This is a genomic window from Bacillus sp. 1A (assembly GCF_052682215.1).
The window spans coordinates 4,682,949-4,702,570 of the sequence record NZ_JBQYLZ010000001.1; the positions used below are offsets into that span (position 1 = coordinate 4,682,949).

Annotated in this window: 18 protein-coding genes; 3 read left to right on the forward strand and 15 right to left on the reverse strand. The window is 34.1% G+C overall.

Features of this window, described 5'->3' with window-relative positions:
• From cydD to ACUN0F_RS23995, 6 genes are all read right to left on the reverse strand, one after another.
• Positions 1-1,716: a thiol reductant ABC exporter subunit CydD gene (cydD, locus tag ACUN0F_RS23970; RefSeq protein ID WP_046955016.1), complete on the reverse strand. Its 1,716-nt coding sequence runs from the start codon at positions 1,714-1,716 to the stop codon at positions 1-3.
• Entirely contained in the window at positions 1,716-2,732 is a 1,017-nt protein-coding gene (gene cydB / locus ACUN0F_RS23975) for a cytochrome d ubiquinol oxidase subunit II (protein WP_445540302.1), read from the reverse strand. Before cydB ends, cydD begins: the two co-directional genes overlap by 1 nt.
• The gene (gene cydA / locus ACUN0F_RS23980; protein WP_000448888.1) at positions 2,719-4,122 is read right to left on the reverse strand and encodes a cytochrome ubiquinol oxidase subunit I; all 1,404 of its coding nucleotides are present in this window, start codon (positions 4,120-4,122) and stop codon (positions 2,719-2,721) included. The genes cydB and cydA overlap by 14 nt, the downstream gene beginning before the upstream one ends.
• 617 nt (positions 4,123-4,739) lie before the next feature.
• Positions 4,740-5,795, reverse strand: coding sequence for an LLM class flavin-dependent oxidoreductase (locus tag ACUN0F_RS23985; RefSeq protein WP_046959148.1), 1,056 nt, complete (start codon positions 5,793-5,795; stop codon positions 4,740-4,742).
• A gap of 83 nt (positions 5,796-5,878) precedes the next feature.
• Complete coding sequence (locus tag ACUN0F_RS23990) at positions 5,879-6,322, reverse strand: MarR family winged helix-turn-helix transcriptional regulator (protein ID WP_001205523.1); 444 nt, start codon at positions 6,320-6,322, stop codon at positions 5,879-5,881.
• Between the two features lie 366 nt (positions 6,323-6,688).
• Positions 6,689-7,228 carry a DUF4352 domain-containing protein gene (locus ACUN0F_RS23995; protein ID WP_000473155.1) on the reverse strand — a complete coding sequence of 180 codons (540 nt, stop codon included), beginning with the start codon at positions 7,226-7,228 and terminating at the stop codon, positions 6,689-6,691.
• Positions 7,229-7,532: 304 nt separating this feature from the next.
• On the opposite strand from ACUN0F_RS23995, the gene ACUN0F_RS24000 reads away from it, so the two are divergent.
• Entirely contained in the window at positions 7,533-8,276 is a 744-nt protein-coding gene (locus tag ACUN0F_RS24000) for a hypothetical protein (RefSeq protein WP_046955019.1), read from the forward strand.
• 88 nt (positions 8,277-8,364) lie between these two features.
• Here ACUN0F_RS24000 and ACUN0F_RS24005 read toward each other — a convergent pair whose 3' ends face one another.
• Positions 8,365-8,913 carry a DUF4865 family protein gene (locus ACUN0F_RS24005; protein WP_445540303.1) on the reverse strand — a complete coding sequence of 183 codons (549 nt, stop codon included), beginning with the start codon at positions 8,911-8,913 and terminating at the stop codon, positions 8,365-8,367.
• A 120-nt stretch (positions 8,914-9,033) separates the two neighbouring features.
• Between ACUN0F_RS24005 and ACUN0F_RS24010 the strand changes: the two genes are divergently transcribed.
• Positions 9,034-9,822, forward strand: a complete 789-nt coding sequence (locus tag ACUN0F_RS24010; protein WP_000405002.1) for a LysR family transcriptional regulator — start codon at positions 9,034-9,036, stop codon at positions 9,820-9,822.
• A gap of 98 nt (positions 9,823-9,920) precedes the next feature.
• Here ACUN0F_RS24010 and ACUN0F_RS24015 read toward each other — a convergent pair whose 3' ends face one another.
• The 7 genes from ACUN0F_RS24015 to ACUN0F_RS24045 form a co-directional block, all read right to left on the reverse strand.
• The gene (locus ACUN0F_RS24015) at positions 9,921-10,874 is read right to left on the reverse strand and encodes a branched-chain amino acid ABC transporter permease (protein WP_033662677.1); all 954 of its coding nucleotides are present in this window, start codon (positions 10,872-10,874) and stop codon (positions 9,921-9,923) included.
• Between the two features lie 49 nt (positions 10,875-10,923).
• Positions 10,924-11,784 (reverse strand): branched-chain amino acid ABC transporter permease, encoded by an 861-nt coding sequence (locus ACUN0F_RS24020; protein ID WP_445540304.1) that lies wholly within the window; start codon positions 11,782-11,784, stop codon positions 10,924-10,926.
• 21 nt (positions 11,785-11,805) lie between these two features.
• Entirely contained in the window at positions 11,806-12,507 is a 702-nt protein-coding gene (locus ACUN0F_RS24025) for a branched-chain amino acid ABC transporter ATP-binding protein (RefSeq protein ID WP_001196686.1), read from the reverse strand.
• A complete protein-coding gene (locus ACUN0F_RS24030; RefSeq protein ID WP_264461233.1) occupies positions 12,485-13,258 on the reverse strand; it encodes an ABC transporter ATP-binding protein in 774 nt (257 codons plus the stop codon). The genes ACUN0F_RS24025 and ACUN0F_RS24030 overlap by 23 nt, the downstream gene beginning before the upstream one ends.
• Before the next feature lie 89 nt (positions 13,259-13,347).
• Complete coding sequence (locus tag ACUN0F_RS24035) at positions 13,348-14,565, reverse strand: substrate-binding domain-containing protein (protein WP_445540305.1); 1,218 nt, start codon at positions 14,563-14,565, stop codon at positions 13,348-13,350.
• Between the two features lie 286 nt (positions 14,566-14,851).
• Positions 14,852-15,769 carry a CobW family GTP-binding protein gene (locus ACUN0F_RS24040; RefSeq protein ID WP_046959140.1) on the reverse strand — a complete coding sequence of 306 codons (918 nt, stop codon included), beginning with the start codon at positions 15,767-15,769 and terminating at the stop codon, positions 14,852-14,854.
• Positions 15,770-15,872: 103 nt separating this feature from the next.
• Entirely contained in the window at positions 15,873-17,309 is a 1,437-nt protein-coding gene (locus tag ACUN0F_RS24045; RefSeq protein ID WP_445540306.1) for a flavin monoamine oxidase family protein, read from the reverse strand.
• Between the two features lie 201 nt (positions 17,310-17,510).
• Here ACUN0F_RS24045 and ACUN0F_RS24050 point away from each other — a divergent pair, with 201 nt between their 5' ends.
• Positions 17,511-18,455 carry an L-lactate dehydrogenase gene (locus ACUN0F_RS24050; RefSeq protein ID WP_000715320.1) on the forward strand — a complete coding sequence of 315 codons (945 nt, stop codon included), beginning with the start codon at positions 17,511-17,513 and terminating at the stop codon, positions 18,453-18,455.
• An 85-nt stretch (positions 18,456-18,540) separates the two neighbouring features.
• Here the strand turns inward: ACUN0F_RS24050 and ACUN0F_RS24055 are convergent, their stop codons facing one another.
• Positions 18,541-19,554, reverse strand: coding sequence for an AI-2E family transporter (locus ACUN0F_RS24055; RefSeq protein WP_087980217.1), 1,014 nt, complete (start codon positions 19,552-19,554; stop codon positions 18,541-18,543).
• Between the last annotated feature and the right edge of the window lie 68 nt (positions 19,555-19,622).

The window sequence follows — 19,622 nt, forward strand, 5'->3', positions numbered from 1 at the left end:
CTATCCCCTCTCTTTCCTTTGAAAATGTAATGCCTCATTCTTTAAAAGTTCTTCATACGTGCCGCTTTCTATCATTTCCCCTTTATTTAAAATAAGAATATGATCCATCTGTTTCATCCAGTGAAGACGATGTGTTGCAAGAAATACTAGCTTACCTTCAAACAGACGTAACATCGATTGCTTTATTTCAAATTCAGTTTCAATATCAAGATGTGCTGTAGGCTCGTCTAATAAAATAATTGGCTTTTTGCTTAAAAGTGCACGCGCCATAGCGACACGTTGTTCTTGCCCGCCACTAAGCATACGTCCACCTTCTCCAATTCTTTCATACATCCCGTTCGGAAGCGATGTAACGAGTGAACGAAGACCAACTTCATTAATAACTCTTTCCACTTCTGCATCAGTTGTATTCGTTTCATAGAAACAAATGTTATCTTTTAATGAAAGCGGGAAAATATAAGGTTGCTGCGGAATATAAGCAATATTCTTTTGCCAATCTTCTCGAGTAGACCCGTCAATTTTCACACCATTTATTATCAGCTTTCCACCCGAAGGAGTTAAAAATCCTGCTAATACGTCAATTAACGTCGATTTCCCTGCCCCACTTTCACCAATTACACCTATAGCGCCGGTGCCTTTCCAAGTAAAATCAATTCCCTCTAATATAGCTTTTTCAGATTCATTATTCTTTACTTTTACATCTTGTAATTTCAAGTTACTAGAGGCATTCCATATTAAACCTACATTAGATTCTTTCGTTCCTATTTCTTTTTGTTGCTGTAAAATCTCTTCTATTTGCTCCATTGCAAGTTGTCCATCTAACGTAGCATGATAATTCGCTCCAACTTGTTTAATCGGCAGAAAATATTCTGGAGCTAAAATTAAAATCGTAAGGGCTGGCAATAGTACAATTGTCCCATCTATTAAACGTATCCCTAATCCGACCGCCACAAATGCGATTGATAAGCTCGTAAAGAAATCTAATGCAAAAGAAGAAAGAAAAGCAACTCGCAAAGTACGCATCGTTGCTTTTCTATACCTTTTACTTACTTTTTCAATCTTTCCTTCGTGTTGTTTACTTTTCCCTAAATACTTTAATGTTTCTAATCCTTTTAACGTATCTACAAAATGATTAGAAAGTACTCGATATGTTTCATATTGGCTATCCGCCATTTTCTGCGCTGCTAATCCTAGTAGGATCATAAATGTAATTACGATAGGAATCGTTACAACTAAAATGATTCCAGACTCAATATCTAACGTAAAAACATATAGTACAATTAGTCCCGGTACGATACTACTTCTAATCATTTTAGGAATTGTTAATTCAATATATGTTTTAAATTTCTCAATACCTTCAATCGATAAGGTAACCAGATGACCTGTTCCAGCAGTTTGAACATACCGTGGACCTAATGTGAAATATGCCTCTATTAATTGTTTTCGCAGTAGCGATCCTGTTTTTTCAGCGAAACGTTCCACTAATATTTGCGAAATTCGAACTAGCATATGACGTACTGCAAACGTGATTCCAAAATAAACCGTTTCATTTAACACAGATTGCACTGTTTCTCCTTGAAATAAAAACGTAATAGCCCGTGCTAAAAACACTGTTTGCCCAATAATACTTATAGCTTCTAAAATGCTAATGATTGTTAACACTACATATAAAACTCGGCTACCAGGATACGATGGAAGTCCTCTTTTTCTTTTCATTAGTACTCCAAATCTTTATCTGACTTAACAGGTTGTCTAAACACATAGAAACTCCATATTTGACTTCCCAAAACAAATGGCAATATAGCAATTGAAAAATACGTCATCAGTTTTAGTGCATAATCTCCCGATGCTGCATTATAAATTGTTAAATCGTATATTGACCCTAACGAGCTAATTAAGACACGTGGGAACATGCCGGCAAACACACTCGCACTTAGTAAAATGATTGTTAAACTCGTCATAACGAAAGCCCAACCATCTCTTCTTCTTTTATTTAATAATGTTGACGCACATAATGCTACAAAAGCTCCGACCGGAACCATAATCCACTCTGTACCATGACCAGTGAATATATCTGTTTTCCATAACCCTACACCGGCAAAAATAAGAAGTGCTATAATTGCAAGCGGTGCAATTTTCAACGCAGCAATACGTGCACGTTCTCTTAACTTACCAGTTGTACGTATAGTAAGGAATTGCAATCCGTGAACAATACATAGCAGAAGGAACATAACTCCTCCAAGTAATGCAAATGGATGAAGTAATGGTAAGAATCCACCTACAGCATTTTTCGTTTCATCAATTGGAATACCTACCATAAAGTTAGCAATTGCAACTCCCCAAAGAACAGGCGGTAGTAAACTTCCTAAAAACATACCCCAATCCCAAAAACCTTTCCATTTATGATTGTCTATTTTCGCACGGAATTTAAAGGAAACCCCTCTTATAATTAAAGCAAGAAGCATAAATACAAACGGAATGTAAAACCCGCTAAATAAAGTTGCATACCAGTGTGGGAATGCTGCGAACATAGCCCCACCTGCACAAACAAGCCATACTTCATTCGCGTGCCAAAATGGGCCAATTGTATTTAAGTAAATTCTTTTCTCTAAATCGTTTTCCCCTAAAAACCTTGAAACGATACCTACACCGAAATCGAAACCTTCAAGTACAAAGAAGCCTACGAATAAAACTGCAATAATGATAAACCACAACTCATTAAGAGATAACATACTCTTCCTCCTTATCAAATGGATCATGGCTTTGAGAATCCTGTTTCGCTTTCTTATTCTCATGTCCTTTAATAATACGAACGAATAAGTAAATAGTGATTCCACCTATAATTAAATATAGTGATGTGAATGAAACTAAAGAGAATAATACTTCTCCGAACGTAACATTTGGAGATACAGCATCTTCCGTTTTCATAACACCGAAAACTACCCAAGGCTGACGTCCCATTTCAGTCATAATCCATCCTACTGTATTACCGATAAACGGTAGTGCAATTGCATACACCATTAATTTTAAATACCAAGTTTTTTCAGCTAAACGATCTTTTCTTGATAAGAACCATCCGTATGCTCCTAGAAGAAGCATAAATGTTCCACTCATTACCATCGCTCTAAAACTCCAGAACATAGTGTGTACTGGCGGTATATAATCTCCAGGCCCATATTTTTCTTCATATTGTTTTTGAATTTGATTCATCCCTTCTACTTGACCACTAAATTTATCAAATGATAATAGACTTAGCATATAAGGGATTTGAATTTCAAACGAATTTTCTTGCTTCTCTGCATCAATTTTCGCAAATACTGTAAATGGCGCTGGATCCTCACTCGTATTCCATAACGCTTCAGCTGCTGCCATTTTCATTGGATGTGTCTTAATTAATTGTTGTGCTTGCGCATGACCGAAGAATAATACTAACGCCGTTGTAAGTGTTCCAACAATGATAGAAATGCGGAACGATTTTTTAAACACTTCAGTTTCTTGAGCTTTCGTTATTTTCCATGCACTCACACCTGCAATAAAGAATGCACCAGTTGCAATCGCAGCTGTAATTGTATGCGGGAATTGTACCCATAATTGTGGGTTTTGAATAATCGCTAAGAAATCATTCATCTGTGCACGTCCATCTGCTGCCATTTCATATCCTACTGGCGATTGCATAAATGCACTTGCAGTTAAAATCCAAAATGCTGATAACATTGTTCCAATTGAAAGGAGCCAAATACATAACAAGTGAATTCGCTTCGGTAATTTGTCCTCACCGAATACCCATAAACCTAGGAATGTAGACTCTATGAAAAATGCTAATAAGCCTTCAATTGCAAGTGATGGACCAAACACATCACCTACGAAACGTGAATATGTTGACCAGTTCATGCCAAACTGGAATTCTTGTAAAATACCAGTTACTACACCTACCGCAAAGTTAACTAGGAATATTTGTGTCCAAAACTTCGTCATCTTCTTATAAATTTCTTGTCCCTTTACCACGTATAACGTTTGCATTAACGCAATGATAAAAGCTAAACCAATAGACAGCGGAACAAAAAAGTAATGGAAAATCGTTGTTGATGCGAATTGTATTCGTGCCAATTCGAGCGTTTCCATACTACAATCACTTCCTTCATAATTTTTTATATCGTAATTTCAATTGAGTTGTATGAATAAAACAACTCAAATCTTAGAAATATAGAAAGATAAATTTGTTTATGTACTTTTAGAAAATATAAATTTTCAGTTTTCAAGATAATTACAAAAAAACTTTCTCATAAAATTTACCTTTTCACTATTTCAGTAGTGTTTTATCCGTTAATCGAATTGTATAATATACCTGCATAGTAAATTCAGCTGATTTTTGACGTATTATTGACATCATTTTGTCTGAAATATGTCTTTTGTCATTTTTTTGAATTAGATTTTTCTCATTACTAAAATGTATTTTTTTAATATAAGACTTACTTTCATATCAATAAAATAATCATTTTTCTCTTCATACACTTGACTTTCATGCGAAAAAATGTCCTCTAAACCAACGGGGAAATCAGTTAGTTTTTTGTCAAGAGAAAAATATATTTCTAAAATTCAAACACAAAATAATGTTATTCAAAAATAGAAAATACCCGCCCTCTTTCTAGACTAAAAATTCATTTTTTTGTCATTTTTTCAAACAAAATTAATACATAAAAAAATACCGAGAATCGATTAGACTCTCGGTATTTTTTAAATTATTTTGCTGTATGTTTTCTAACAGCCGGTAAAATTTCAGTAGCAATTAATTCGATGTTTTTCTCAATTTTATTAAGTGGTACGCCACCAAAATCAATTTGTGCCATAAAACGTTGTTGCCCAAATAATTCATATTGGTAAAGCATTTTTTCAATAATTTGTTGCGGGCTACCAACCATTAATGCGTCACGGTAATCTACTGCATTTGTAAATTGTTGCTTCGGATACCCACCACCACGCAGTGTAAGCATACCAGCATTAATATGAGGATAGTATTCACTAAACGCATCTTGTGAATTTTTTGCTGTATAAAATAAACTCGTTGTTGCAACTGGTAAATTTGCTGGATTAAATCCACTTTGCGCCGCAGCCTCACGGTAAGCATCTACTGATCCTTTAAAGTTAATAGCTGGACCACCTAGTGTTGTTATCATCATTGGCACACCCGCACGTCCTGCTTTAATCGCACTAGCTGGCGGGCCACCAACTGCACGCCAAATTGGTAAGTTATTATTTTTCGCTCTCGGAATAACCGATGCATGTGTAAGCGGCGCTCTGAACTGTCCGTTCCATGTTACATGTTCCTCTTTATTAATTTTTAATAAAAGATCCATCTTCTCTTCAAATAATTCTTCATAATCATTCACGTCATAACCAAGTAAACTATATCCCCCAATACGAGATCCACGACCAGCCACGATTTCTGCACGTCCATTAGAAATCAAGTCAATTGTAGCAAAGTCCTCATATACTCGTACCGGATCTGATGTACTTACTATCGTTGCTGAACTTGCAATTTTTATATTTTTCGTAGCTTGTGCAATAGCTCCTAAAATAACTGTATGAGCTTGCGTTGTAAAATGCGTTTGATGACTTTCACCGACAGCAAATACATCAAGTCCAGATTCATCCGCTAACTTTGCTGTTTCAATTAATTCATGAATTCTTTGTTCTGCACTAATTTTCTCTCCGTTATGTGGATTTAAAACATGATCCCCAATTGAATATAATCCAAACTCTATTCCTTTACTTGTATCCATACGGTATTTTTCCATAGTTGCTCTCTCCTTTAATTCAGTCGTATTCATTTTCTTCAATTACTTTTCACTTGATTAGTCAATTGATAGTGTAAAAAAAATTACTCTTGCGGCAACTCTTTTTTTTCACTATGCTTATGAACTTTCGTCATTAGCTCGTATAATATTTTCTGCTCTTCTTCATTTAATACATCATCAAAAAACGATGATTGAAATGCAAGTTGCTCTGGCAATGCTCTCTCTAAAGCTGCTTCGCCTTGCTCTGTAAGACTAATTGTTTTCGTTTTCCAATCTTGTTTTCGTACTATATATCCTTCTTTTTCAAGACGAGTTAACATTCGAGAAATACCGCCTTGTGTAACAGTTACCTTTTCAGCTAACTCCATTTGTGTGAGTGGTTGATACGTACGTATTTGTAAAAGCACATCAAATTGAGCTGTCGTTAAATCAAAACGTTTTAAAAACTCATTTGACATCTGATTACTTTGGTTCGTAAATCGTATTAAACGTAACCATATTAATGATCCTATCGTATTATCACGCATGTTTGATCACTTCCTATCGTGAATCTTACTATCACTTTACTACGCAAGTGATAAAAAAGCAAGAGAAAATCACATTTTTTATATAACTCAACTTCCATGTACTTAACTAACGGCATCACTCGTGTAGTATTAGGTCTACTTGCCATTCTCTACATCTCCATAAAAAAAGGATTAAGCTCCAACGCCAATCCTTATCATGCATTTATTTTTGGTTTTCAAAACAGTATGCTTGAAATTCACACCATCTAATCTATTATTTTCTTTTTCGTACCGTAAATTCATTTGAGCATACCGTCTTCATGTAAAACCTGTATAAGTTTACATAAAAGACCCTTGTTTACACCAATCGGACTTTTACGGGATAAATCATTTAAGCTCTACTTTTACTTCCTCTTTAGACATAACATCAGGTCTATAAATTAATTCAAGATTAGAATCACCTTTTTTCGCTTCAAATGTTATAGCTCCTGTTAACTTACCGTTTGGATCTACATCTTTAATTTTAAAAATATTTTTATTACTAGTTGAAAATGTATGGTCCACAATACTTCCATCGCCTCTTTCAAGGTAGAAATCTAATGGGTTAATTCTAACTTTTTGATTACCAATATTCTCTACTGTAACATGAACAATAACAAACTCATTACCTTTTTCCAGCTTATCATATTCTGCCACTTGTGCTATTTGTACTTTATGGACTGTTAATTTTTGATTTCTAATTTCAGTAGTTTTTTCAACATTATATTCTCTTGTATCTTCATTCTTCGTATTTTCTTTTTTGGCACTACTTTGCTCTTCCTTAGTATCATTTGATACAGTTTTTGCTACTTCTTTCTTCTCATCACATGCCGATAAACTGAAAGCTAACGTCCCTGCTAAAGTGACTGTCGCGATTTTTTTAAACATAAATTCCCTTCCCCCAATGTGAAAATGATAAAAACCCCCAAAAACTATATACTATACTAACAGATAAACGAACAGTATATTGTCGCTATGTGTCGAATGTAGTAAGGCTATGTATAAGTATGAAGTCTTACTTTGCTTCATCTCTCAACTGTTCGACATATGATAAAATCTTAACAATAAGATATCTACCTTACTTACGAACTCTTTCTTCCCATAACTATGAGTATCATAAAGTTTTAAATAAGAAAAAATTCAAATAAAATGATAAAATTAAACAAAGCACTAGTATAAAGGTGGGCAGAACATGCATATTTCTAAACAATTTATAAAACCATTTCCTGAATATGAAGACATATTTTATGATGATTTGGAACAACATAAAAAGCACTTTTTACCCATTTGTTCTATAAACTTACAATGTATTGAACCGGAATTGGACGAATGGTTACATATTGTGTCAGCAAAAGAAATCCATGATGGTTGCGTGGGTGATTTCACCAAACCATTTCACACAAATTTTACGAAAGCAGATACATTAGGATTCAATGTCATTAATGGAAAATATAAATTTGAAGCGGATTGGAATTATTTCGAAATCGAACAAAATAATTCTGACATAATAGAACAAGCCTACGAGAGTAATGAAAGAAATTATCAAATCCGTAAAGAGTATTTTCAACGTAATCAAAAAATTTATCCTTATTCTAGCTTTGAAAAAGAAATAACATCTGTAGAAGTATTAGAACAAGAGTTTGCTGAAAAACAAACAAATGGCTGGGGACTAAATTATCCCGTGGTAAATGGCATCCTAGATGATGTTCGTTTTATGACAGAAGAAGGTGAAGAATTATTAGAAGACTGCGATAACGAAGACGAAATTTTTGACTTTACGAATCTTCTATATGTACCAAAAGATGAATATGGACATCCCTTTACATATGTTGGATTTGTTACAGGATATTATTTTCAAGCTTACGGTGCCGATCGTATTTACTTATTCTTTAATAAAGAATTAAGAAAAGCAGTAATTTGTTTTGAGTATACATAAGATAATTAAGAAAAGTCCATTTTGAACATTATTACTTGAATCAAAATGGATTTTTTATAAATAATTTATTTATATTTCAATTCCGCATCTACTGTGAAATGTGTAAAACCTCATATATTGTAATACCCTCTATCTCTTCAATTTCAGGCTTTACTTCATAAAATTCAAACTGACTATATCCCCACTTATCTGAGTTATACACTATTACATTCCCTTTACAATTTTCTGTATTCTGGACATTCTTATTAAAAATATTAAATTGAGTCCCAATCAATGAATTTTTTTGAGAAATACTTCCCACATATTCAACAACATACTTACATTTCTTAAAATCATCACTTAGATTAACAACGAATGGAACACCTATATTGATTTGTTGCCACCCAAAAGATTGTAAAATATTATCGTAATACCCTTCAAAGATAAATTTGTTCATTCCTTCATGACCATTCCAAATATATAACGGTGCATAACAGTTATAGAAATTCCCATCCTTACCTGCCTCAGTAATTAAATATGCTTTGAAATTCAATTCTTGAAAACCATCAGTTTTATATCCATTATCCTTTACCCTTTTTTTAATAATTTCCATGTCATAATCCTTTGGCAAAATAACCTTATATTGCATTCCAATCATGTTTATCACTCACTTTCTATCTTATATACACAATGATAAACCGATGATTGACTAACGTAAAATAGGTATAAATTATGTTTGATATCATTTATAATGATACCTTATAAGGAGCTGTGATACATGGAAATAAATGATCTTATTATATTCAAAACTGTAGCTAGTGAAGGTTCTATTAGTAAAGCTGCTAAAGAGTTAGGATATGTTCAGCCAAACGTAACTGAGCGAATCAAAAAATTAGAACAAGAATTAGAAACTCCTTTACTACATAGAGATAACAAAGGCGTTTCCTTATTACCTTCCGGTGACATTTTATTAGACTACACGAATCAAATATTAGCTCTAGTAGAAGAAGCAAAAGATAAAATTAAAACGAATGGTTCTTCTTATATAATTGCGACGTCACAATCTATTTTGACTAATTATGTAAGTAAGCGTATTAAAGAAAATTTCAGGAATTATCAAATATATGTAGAAAATAGTAGTCATTTGCAAAAATTACTGCAGCAACAAAACGTTGATATGGTCATTACTTATGAGGATTATCCGGACACAGCGTTTAAAAAAGTATTTTCCACTTCAATTTCTATAGGCTTATTAAAAGCGAAAGAAAAGTGTACCATTGACTTTTCAAAGGAACTCTTCTTCGTTAGCAATGACAAAAAGTGCCCTTTTAGAAATAAGACGATACAATTTCTAAAAGAAAATAATCTATCTCAGCATCAACTTCAGCAATTAGATTCTTATTCACTCATTGAAGATTTTATAAACGATGGCAACGGAATAGCCTTTTTACCGATTAGAAATGATAAATTGGAACCAATTGAAGATATTCCAGTTGAGAAATTAGCTGTTCATTTTTTTACAAATGAAAACTCTTTAAAACAAATCCCTGATGAACTATTTGATTAATAGAAGAGCTATCAAACTAACTAATTACATACGCCAATAAAAATCCCTCCTTTACGAATCTATAAAGAGGGATTTTCATATTCTATACAATTGATTTTTCACACATTTTGCTCCACTTCTGCACTTTTCTCCTTCTTACTCTGTTTCACATTCTTCAGTCTCTTAATCGTGCCAACTAATCCTTTCGGAAAAACTAGCAAGACGATAATGTACAATAAACCAAGAATAATTGTCCATCTTTCAAAAATCGGATACGCTGTGGCTAGTTCTGATAAATAATATTTCAGTGATTCAATAATTCCAGCTCCAGCAATTGCTCCAATTAACGTTCCAACGCCTCCAATCATTGTCATCAATAATGCATTTAATGTCATTTCAATTGAAAATACAGTCGTATTAACAAAGCGTAGTGTGATAACAAATAAACCACCGCTAATCGTAGCAACTACTCCTGCAACAATACTAGCAATAATTTTATAATGAAGAACTTTATATCCTAATGCTTCAACACGTTGCTCATTTTGTGAAATTGCCTTTAATACTTTTCCAATAGAAGATTTTGTGAAAAGACGTAACAGAATAAAAATGACAATTAAACATATAAGTGTTACATAATAAAAGTTAAAACGATCACGGAATAAGTCTGGTACACCAAATGTAAAACCATCCCCTCCGTGAGTAAGCCCGCGCCACTTTTCAGCAAGTACGAAAAACAACTGTGAAATAGCAAGTGTTAACATTGCATAAAAATGACTTTTCAGCCGTAACGAAAGCAAACCGATTATATAACTAACAATTGCTGAAATGATAATTGCAGCTACTATCCCTATTAAAAAGTTCGTTATGGATACTCCTTGCCGATCAAATAAAAGTGCTACCCCATATGCTCCTATACCAAAGAACATACAATGGCCGAACGATACAATTCCTGTATACCCAAGCAATACATCAAAACTCATTGCAAAAATAGCAAAGATGAAGATTTGAGTGAACAAAATTAACAAGCTCCGTGAATCATTTACGAATGGAAATACACTTAAACAAATGAGCATAAATACTCCGAAGTATACTTTAATTCGATTTGATGTGCTGTTCACCATTTCACCCCTTTTCACCAACAAGTCCGTTTGGCTTCACTATTAAGAAAAATAGTAACATTAACATATTGATTGCAAGTGATAAATCCGGTATAAAATACGCTGTAAAGGCACCCGCTAATCCGACAATTAAAGATGCGATTGCTGAACCTTGTACGCTTCCTAATCCTCCAATGATTACTACTATGAAAGCTAAAATCGCATACTGCATACCCATCTCGGCGAAAATAACGCCTGAATACGGCGCTAATAAGAAGCCTCCCAACGCTGCCATCCCTGCTCCTAATAAAAAGACGAAAGAAAATATTGCTTTTACGTTAATACCGAGCGCTTGAACCATCTCTTTATCTATTACACCAGCGCGGATCATTAGACCTATCTTTGTTTTTTTGAGCAATAATAGTAAGGCAATGTAAATGATGATCCCAATTAAAATAACGAATAGACGATATTTAATTAATATAACGCCTTCAAATGTATAACTACCTTGTAACCATAACGGTAATTTAGCACCAATTGGATTTGGCCCCCAAAATATTTTAATACATTCACTAAGTACAAGCATTCCTCCAAGCGTTACAAGAAGCTGGCGAACGTGATTTCCATATACCGGTCTAATAAGGAATCTTTCTAAAATGAATCCAAGAAACATCCCCATTGCGATCGCTCCAATTAACGCTAATACATAACTACCTGTCATATTAAATAACCAAACACCTGTAAACGCTCCCCACGCAAATAAACCACCATGTGCGAAGTTTAGAACGCTCATTAAACCGAAAATAAGTGAAAGACCTGATGCTAATAAAAAAATAAGCATCCCTGTTGAAATCCCGTTTACAAATAAATTGATTAACACATCCATTCTTCTCACCCCGGATTCATGTTAAGAGATTCCTAAATATTTGTGACACATTTCCTTATCCTCTTTTAATTCATGCATAAAACCGTTATGAACAATTTTTCCGTTATCCATAATATAAAAGTAATCCCCAATTTGACTAGCCATCATAAAATTTTGTTCAACGAGTAAAACTGTTGTTTTCTCCTTCATTTTTAAAATAGCTATCATTAATTTTTCTATCATAATAGGGGACAAGCCTTTACTCGGCTCATCAATAAGTAATAAACCATCACTATTAATAAATGCTCTTGAAATTGCTAGCATTTGTTTTTGTCCTCCGCTTAAGAGTCCACTTTTTTTGTGCCAAAACTGCTTTAAATCTGGAAATAGTTCAAGCATCCACTCAATTTTCTCTTCCGCTTCTTCTCCCTTACCCCTAGCAAGAGCGAATGTTTCTTCTACTGTCAAATCGTGAAAAATACCTTGATTCTCTGGTACATACCCTATTCCTTTCCTTGAAATTAAATGTGTAGATAATCCATTTACTTGTGTACGATCATAATAAATTTCACCATGTGCGATATGGTGAAATCCCATAACCGAACGTAATGTCGTAGTCTTCCCTGCCCCATTTCTTCCAAACAGTACAGTAATCGTTCCTTTCTCAACAGCAAGAGATACCCCTTGTAAAATATGAAACTGATCTAAATACGTCTCTATATTATTTACTTGTAATAGTGCCACTATATAATCCCCCTAAATAAGCACTTTGTACACGCTCATCTTTCATAATCTCTTCGGGCAAACCTTCAGCCAATAGCTCTCCATGGAATAAAACGATAAGATAGTCTGACAAACCTAGTACCATATCCATTTTGTGTTCAATAAGTACAATTGTACTCTCTGGATGTTTCTTAATATTTTCAATCACTTGTAAAATAGCCGGTACTTCCTCAACTGATATACCTGCCGTCGGCTCATCAAGTAGTAATACATCCGTTTTTAAAGCTAGTAACATCGCAAGCTCTAACTTTCGTTTTTCTCCATGCGCTAAATCTTTCGCTAATACATGTTCTTTCTCGTGAAGTAAGACTGTTTTTAAAAAACGTCTCGCCTCTCCCACTTGTTGCTTAAATTTTGCCGAACTCGGAAAAAAACTATAGTAATCTTGCACGAATGATTGAACACTTAATCGAACATTTTCAAGTACCGTTAACTCTGGGAATATATTTGTAAGTTGAAAAGAACGACCAATTCCTAATCGAGTTCGATCTGAAATTGATAAATTTGTAATCTCTTGTCCTTTAAAATACACTTCACCCTTTGTTGGAGAAATTTGCCCACTTAGTAAATTAAATAACGTTGTCTTTCCTGCACCATTTGGTCCAATAATGGAAATGAGCTTTCCTTTTTGTACTGTCAAATTCACATCCTTAATAACATGATGTTCACCAAAAGATACGCTAAGATTTTTCGTTTCAAGCAAATGTGTCACGAAATCCCTCCCTTTAAAGCTTTAAGTATGAAAGAAATACGTATAAAGAGGGTATCCCCTCTTTATACAAAAACAACAGAAAATTCAGTCTATTTATTTTGAATTGGTGGTTCTGTCTCTTTCATCGTTAATTCTCGCTCTAGTACTGGCACCGGATAGTCAACACCATCTTGCTTTTTCAATGTGATAGAATAAAGTGTCTGCATCGCTTGGTGATCCTTTTCTCTAAACTTCATCTTTCCTTTCGGTGTATCAAATTCCATTCCTTCCATTTTCTTAATCAACATATCTACATCTGTATCCCCTTTTGATTTCTTTAAAGCTTCTACAATAGAAATTGCCGCTGACATTCCACCTGCTGTAAATAAATCTGGCACCGCACCATTAAATCGTTTTTTATGTTCTTCCACTAACCAATCATTCACCTTATTTTTCGGGAGTGTATGATAATAAACAGAAAAACCTTGCATTCCTACTAACGCATCCATCGTTTTTAATGCCGGTATATCTGGTGCACCGGTAGAAATTTTAATACCTTGCGCTTCCACATTCATATCTTTCAACTGTTTCCAAGGTGAATTCGCACCTGCCCAAACGATAAATAAATAATCTGGTTTTGAGCTAATGATATTTTGAATATTTGCAGTGAAGTCAGTCGAATTTATATCAGCATATTGCTCGTTTACAATATTCGCACCTAATTTCTTTGCTCCAGCTTTAAATGCTGCAATTCCTTCACGGCCAAATGCATTATCTGGGGCAAACGTCGCAATCTTTACATCTTTTTTGGCGATTGCGGCTGCTCCTGCAATCGCATCTTGCGAAGAACTTCTTCCTGTTCTAAAAACATACTTATTCCAATTCTTTCCGGTAATACTATCAGCAACTGCCGGTTCTACAACCATTATTTTTTCATATTCTTCAGCTAGTGGTAAAACTGCTAATGTATCACTTGAACTAGAAGATCCGACTAAAAAATCGACTTTCTCTTCTTCTAATAACTTCGTAGCTTTTTTAACCGCTACCTCTGCTTTCGTTTCCGTATCTTCTACAACAAACTTAATCTTCTTCCCTTCCACTTTCCCAGTTCCACCCGTTGCATAGTCTAACCCTAATTCAAATCCGTTCACCGTTTGTTTTCCATACGATTCTAATGGACCTGTTAATGAAGCAAGAACCCCTACCTTAATCGTCTTTTCATCCTCTGTACTTGTTTTCTTTCCTGAACAAGCTGCCGTTATTAATAACGAACCTAAAATACAACCAGTAGCCACCGTTCTTAGCCATTTACGTTTTTTCATCGACATTGTGATCCTCCCCATACTTTACTTTCTGATAGAGTCAAACACGCCAAAGTCCCCTGTCCGTAATCATGACTAACTATAAGATAGGTAATGGAAAACTCTTGTGGTATCCTCTACATTCGGCACAAATCTATAATCACCTTCCTATTTAATGGAAACGGACATACAATCAATATATATTCTGCTTCCCAGTTGAAAATACTGTTTCGTTACAGTATTAATCACGAAAAAAGCTACAATAATTAACTTAAGTTCTTAAGTCAATTATTGCAGCCTATCTAAAAAACACTTAATTATTTTCTACTTTCTCTAACCCTTCAGCCAATTGTTTCTTATCTAGCCCTTCTCCTATTACTACCAAGTTCGTCGGGAAACCGAAATCTTGTTCCAGTAAAGTTGGTACCCCAAATGAATATTGGAATAAGTGCGGGTATTTATCTCCATGGAATTTCACAAATCCTTTTACACGATAAATACTATCTGGTAAATTCGAAAGCCATTCGTATAATTTATCTTGATCAATCGATTTCGTAAATTGATATGTCATCGTTTGTATATGTAAATGCTGTTTTACATGTAGTGTCTCATGTTCCCCATCATTCGTAAATTCAGCTTCTTCTATGTCTTCTAAAGATATATTACAATATTTTGTTTCAAACAATTTCGCATGATTATTTATTGCTTTCACTTCTTCAATTACTTTGTTCTTATCCGCATCTGTTAGTAAATCTGATTTATTAATTAAAATGTGGCTACCAAACTTTAGTTGCTCATGCAATAATTGCTGAACGTTTGCACTTAATACTCTTCGATTTAACCACCTTACTGCATCTAAAACGACGACAATTGATTTCACTTCTAAGAAAGGTGCTAAAATTGGTGATACACACGCATCTAATACTTCAATTGGATGTGCAACACCTGTCGTTTCTATATAAATGACATCTGGTCTTTCTTGCTGATATAACGAGTGTAATTGTATTTCAAGCTCTTCTTTTAGCGTACAACAAATACATCCTTTCAGAAGTTCCCTTAAAACATTCTCTTTTCCAATAATATCTGTATCTACCGAGTATTCACCAATTTCATTCATTAATACTGCAACTTTTCTATTCTTCTTTTTTTCCGCTAACAATAAATTTTGTAATAATGTTGATTTTCCACTTCCTAAAAAGCCACCTAATATATGAATTTCTACTTTTTTCATTTGATCAACCATCCATTTCTTTATTTCAAACGTATTCAAAGCGTAATAATTACGATTTATATTAATCATTTTATTAAAAGAATAGTGATTTGTAAATATATCTTCACTGTTCGTTTACTTCATAAGCAACTCGAATTCCAGACTCTATTGCTCCTTGCATCCATCCATGTGTTAATGTCGTATGCTCTCCTGCAAAGTGTACTTTGCCAGCTGGCGGCGTAATATACGGAAATAACTCTAACTCTTGACCTGGTTCGAAAGCCGTAAATGCGCCGCAAGAATACGGATTTTGGCTCCAGCTAAAAGATGTTCCAGTAACAAACTCACTATAGACGATGTCGCCGTATATTTCCGCTAAATTTTTTAATGCGTAACGAATACGATCTCTTTGCGGGAGACTATCCCACGTTAACGCCTCATCTGCCCATGTATAACTCGCTAAAACGATAGCTGTCCCTGGTGTATGAATACCATAACTCGGATAATATGTAAATCGTATAGGTAAATCTGTAATAGATTTACCGCCACACTGTCTCGCTTTCTCCCAAAATCTACTTTTAAATTCTATCGCAATTTTAGTTGCAGCAATATAATTTAATTCACGAATTGCTCGTCTTTTAAAATAAGAGAATAAATGATATGGCTGAACTTCTACAAATCGTAACGCTGAAAATGGAATTGTGATAATAGCAATGTCGCCTGTCACCATAAATGGATGTAACGTTTGTTCACTTGTTACTTGCATCATCACTTTATTATCTTCCTGTATAATTTTTTCTACTTTATACGACATAAAAATATTATCTTTTAACTCCGGTAAAAATGAATTTGGTAATGTATCCATTCCGCCCGTTATCTCGTAATATTTTGTCGTTGACGTAAAAAAGATCATTTCACGTAATACTTCAATTAAAGACATTCCCATATATGCTTCCATATCTAGAAGTACCCCAATCATATCTATTGCTCCATCTGAATAATACTCACTTAAAAATGATCCGAGCGAATATGTTTTATACTTTGTTTCAACGATGATCCAGTTTTTATTAGGATCTTTTTTTATAAAATTAAGTATTGGTTCTAGCACTACTAACATTAGCTCTTCTGCCGTTTTCCCTATTTCATTCTCTAAAATTGGATATCCAAGTATACTTGGATTTTTTTCAAATACGCTCAATCTCGCTTTAATATTATTCGTATAAATAATATCTGAAGCGGTTTTATTTATAAAAAGATTTAATGGTAATTTAAATTTACGAATGTAAGCTAAAGTTAACTCGTGTGTTTCAGGAATTCGCATTGGCCCTGCATTAAAATATAAGCCTCTGCTAAACGGTTCACGGATCGTATATATCCTTCCGCCTATTCGGTTATTCGCTTCTAAAATTGTTATGTTATGCCCTGCTTCTTTCAATAACGATGCTGCAACTAATCCTGAAATTCCTGCGCCAGCGATAATAATCTGCTTTGGATTATTCGTTTTAACGAGCCCCACATTAATAATATGGAGCATTCTTTCCATCGTTAATGGCTGCATCATGCCCTTTTCCCCTTCGATAAAGGATTTTATTGCATTATATTCGGTTCACTTACTTCCTATGTTTCGTGCAAGAAATTGCACGGATACATTTTCAAATACTTGAATATCTTTTATAAAATGTAATAAACTAGATATGAATCTATAGAAGTAAGACGTATTATCTTACATAATAAAATCAATGAAATTGCGAGGAATTTTGAAATGAAAAAAGGGATTAACCGTGTAGTATTAGTAGGAACAGGAGCAGTTGGATGTAGTTATGCTTACTGCATGATTAACCAAGCTGTAGCTGAAGAATTTGTTTTAGTTGATGTAAACGAGGCAAAAGCTGAAGGAGAAGCGATGGATTTAAGTCATGCTGTTCCATTTGCTCCAGCTCCAACTAGAGTATGGAAAGGCAGCTACGAAGATTGTAAAGATGCTGATCTTGTAGTCATTACGGCTGGATTACCACAAAAACCAGGCGAAACACGTTTAGATTTAGTTGAGAAAAACGCGAAAATCTTTAAACAAATCGTTCGTAGTATTATGGATAGCGGATTTGATGGTATCTTCTTAATCGCAACTAACCCTGTCGATATTTTAACTTACGTAACTTGGAAAGAATCTGGTTTACCGAAAGAACGCGTAATCGGTTCTGGTACAACTCTTGATTCTGCTCGTTTCCGCTATATGTTAGGTGAGTATTTCGATATTGGTCCACACAACATTCATGCTTATATTATCGGTGAACATGGTGATACGGAACTTCCTGTTTGGAGTCACGTATCAGTCGGTATTCAAAAATTACAAACGCTTCTTGATAAAGACAACACATACACGCAAGAAGATTTAGACAAAATCTTCATAAACGTTCGTGATGCAGCTTACCATATTATCGAGCGAAAAGGTGCAACTTACTATGGTATTGGTATGTCACTTCTACGTGTTACAAAGGCGATTTTAAACGACGAAAATAGCGTATTAACAGTATCAGCTTACTTAGAAGGCCAATACGGTCAAAAAGATGTTTATATCGGCGTACCTGCTGTTTTAAATCGCGGCGGTGTTCGTGAAATTTTAGAAGTGGAATTAAGTGAAGAAGAAGAATTAAAATTCGATCACTCTGTTCAAGTATTAAAAGAAACAATGGCTCCAGTTCTTTAATCGTGTATGCAAAAAAGCAATCCAATTTATTTTGGGTTGCTTTTTTGATTATTCCTTGAAAACATCAGTTATTTTCTATCATTTCCTATTTTTTAAACTGTTCCTCATTGTTTACATCAAGTACATCTAATAAGAAAATGAAGATTGGTATACCGATAATAAGCCCCCATATTCCAAGGAAATGTTCTGAGAAAATGAGAATCATAAATGTATAAAAGATTGGCAAATTCGTTTTCGCAGACATAAACTTCGGATTTAAAAAATAACTTTCAAGAGCATGGATTACTGTAATGAACACAAGTATGTATACAACGTACATTACCCCGCCTACGTTATAAGCAATAATACAAAGTGGAAACAAAGAAATGATTACACCGGCAACAGGAATCAAACCGAGTAGAAAGACCATGACAGCCAATACAAGAAGCTGCGGAAATCCTAAAATCACAAGTGCAATTACAGTGAGTACACAATTGACAACCGCAATTAAAAACTGTGCTTCAATTACTTTACCGAACGATCTTGCAAACCTTTCACCAAAATAAGCAATCTCCTCATAAAAAACCTTCAGACTACTATCTTTAAATTTCGAAGTAAATGATATTATGCGTTCTTTTTCTAACAAGAAAAATAAACTTAGAATAAGAGAGAGGAGTATTTGCAAACTGACTTTTCCTATATTTGCAATCGATTGATAGATGACATCTACACCTTGTTCTATATATTTTGATACTTCCATCCCATTAATAGTTGACAGTGCATATTTAATGATTTCATTATCAGGTGGATTTTGAAAAAACAACCTAAACTGATAAATCAATTGGGAAATTTGTATCGTTAGCACAGGTAAATATTTATATAATGTTGTGCCGATAAACGTAACTAATATTATATACAAACATGCGATAACAATTTTCCGATTCACTTTCAATTTCTTTGAAATAAAACGTTGAAACCGATCCATTAAAAATGTCAGTATGAACGTAATTAATATTAAATTAATCATACTTTTTAATCCATATAATACAAGCGCTACTATTATTAAAACGAGAAACCGTTGGAACCCTCTACTTCGAAAGAAATTTTTCACTTCATTCATTAAGATTTAACCTCCCCCTTCAATGGATGGAAATTGAATATATTACATTTTATGAACTTCTATAGACA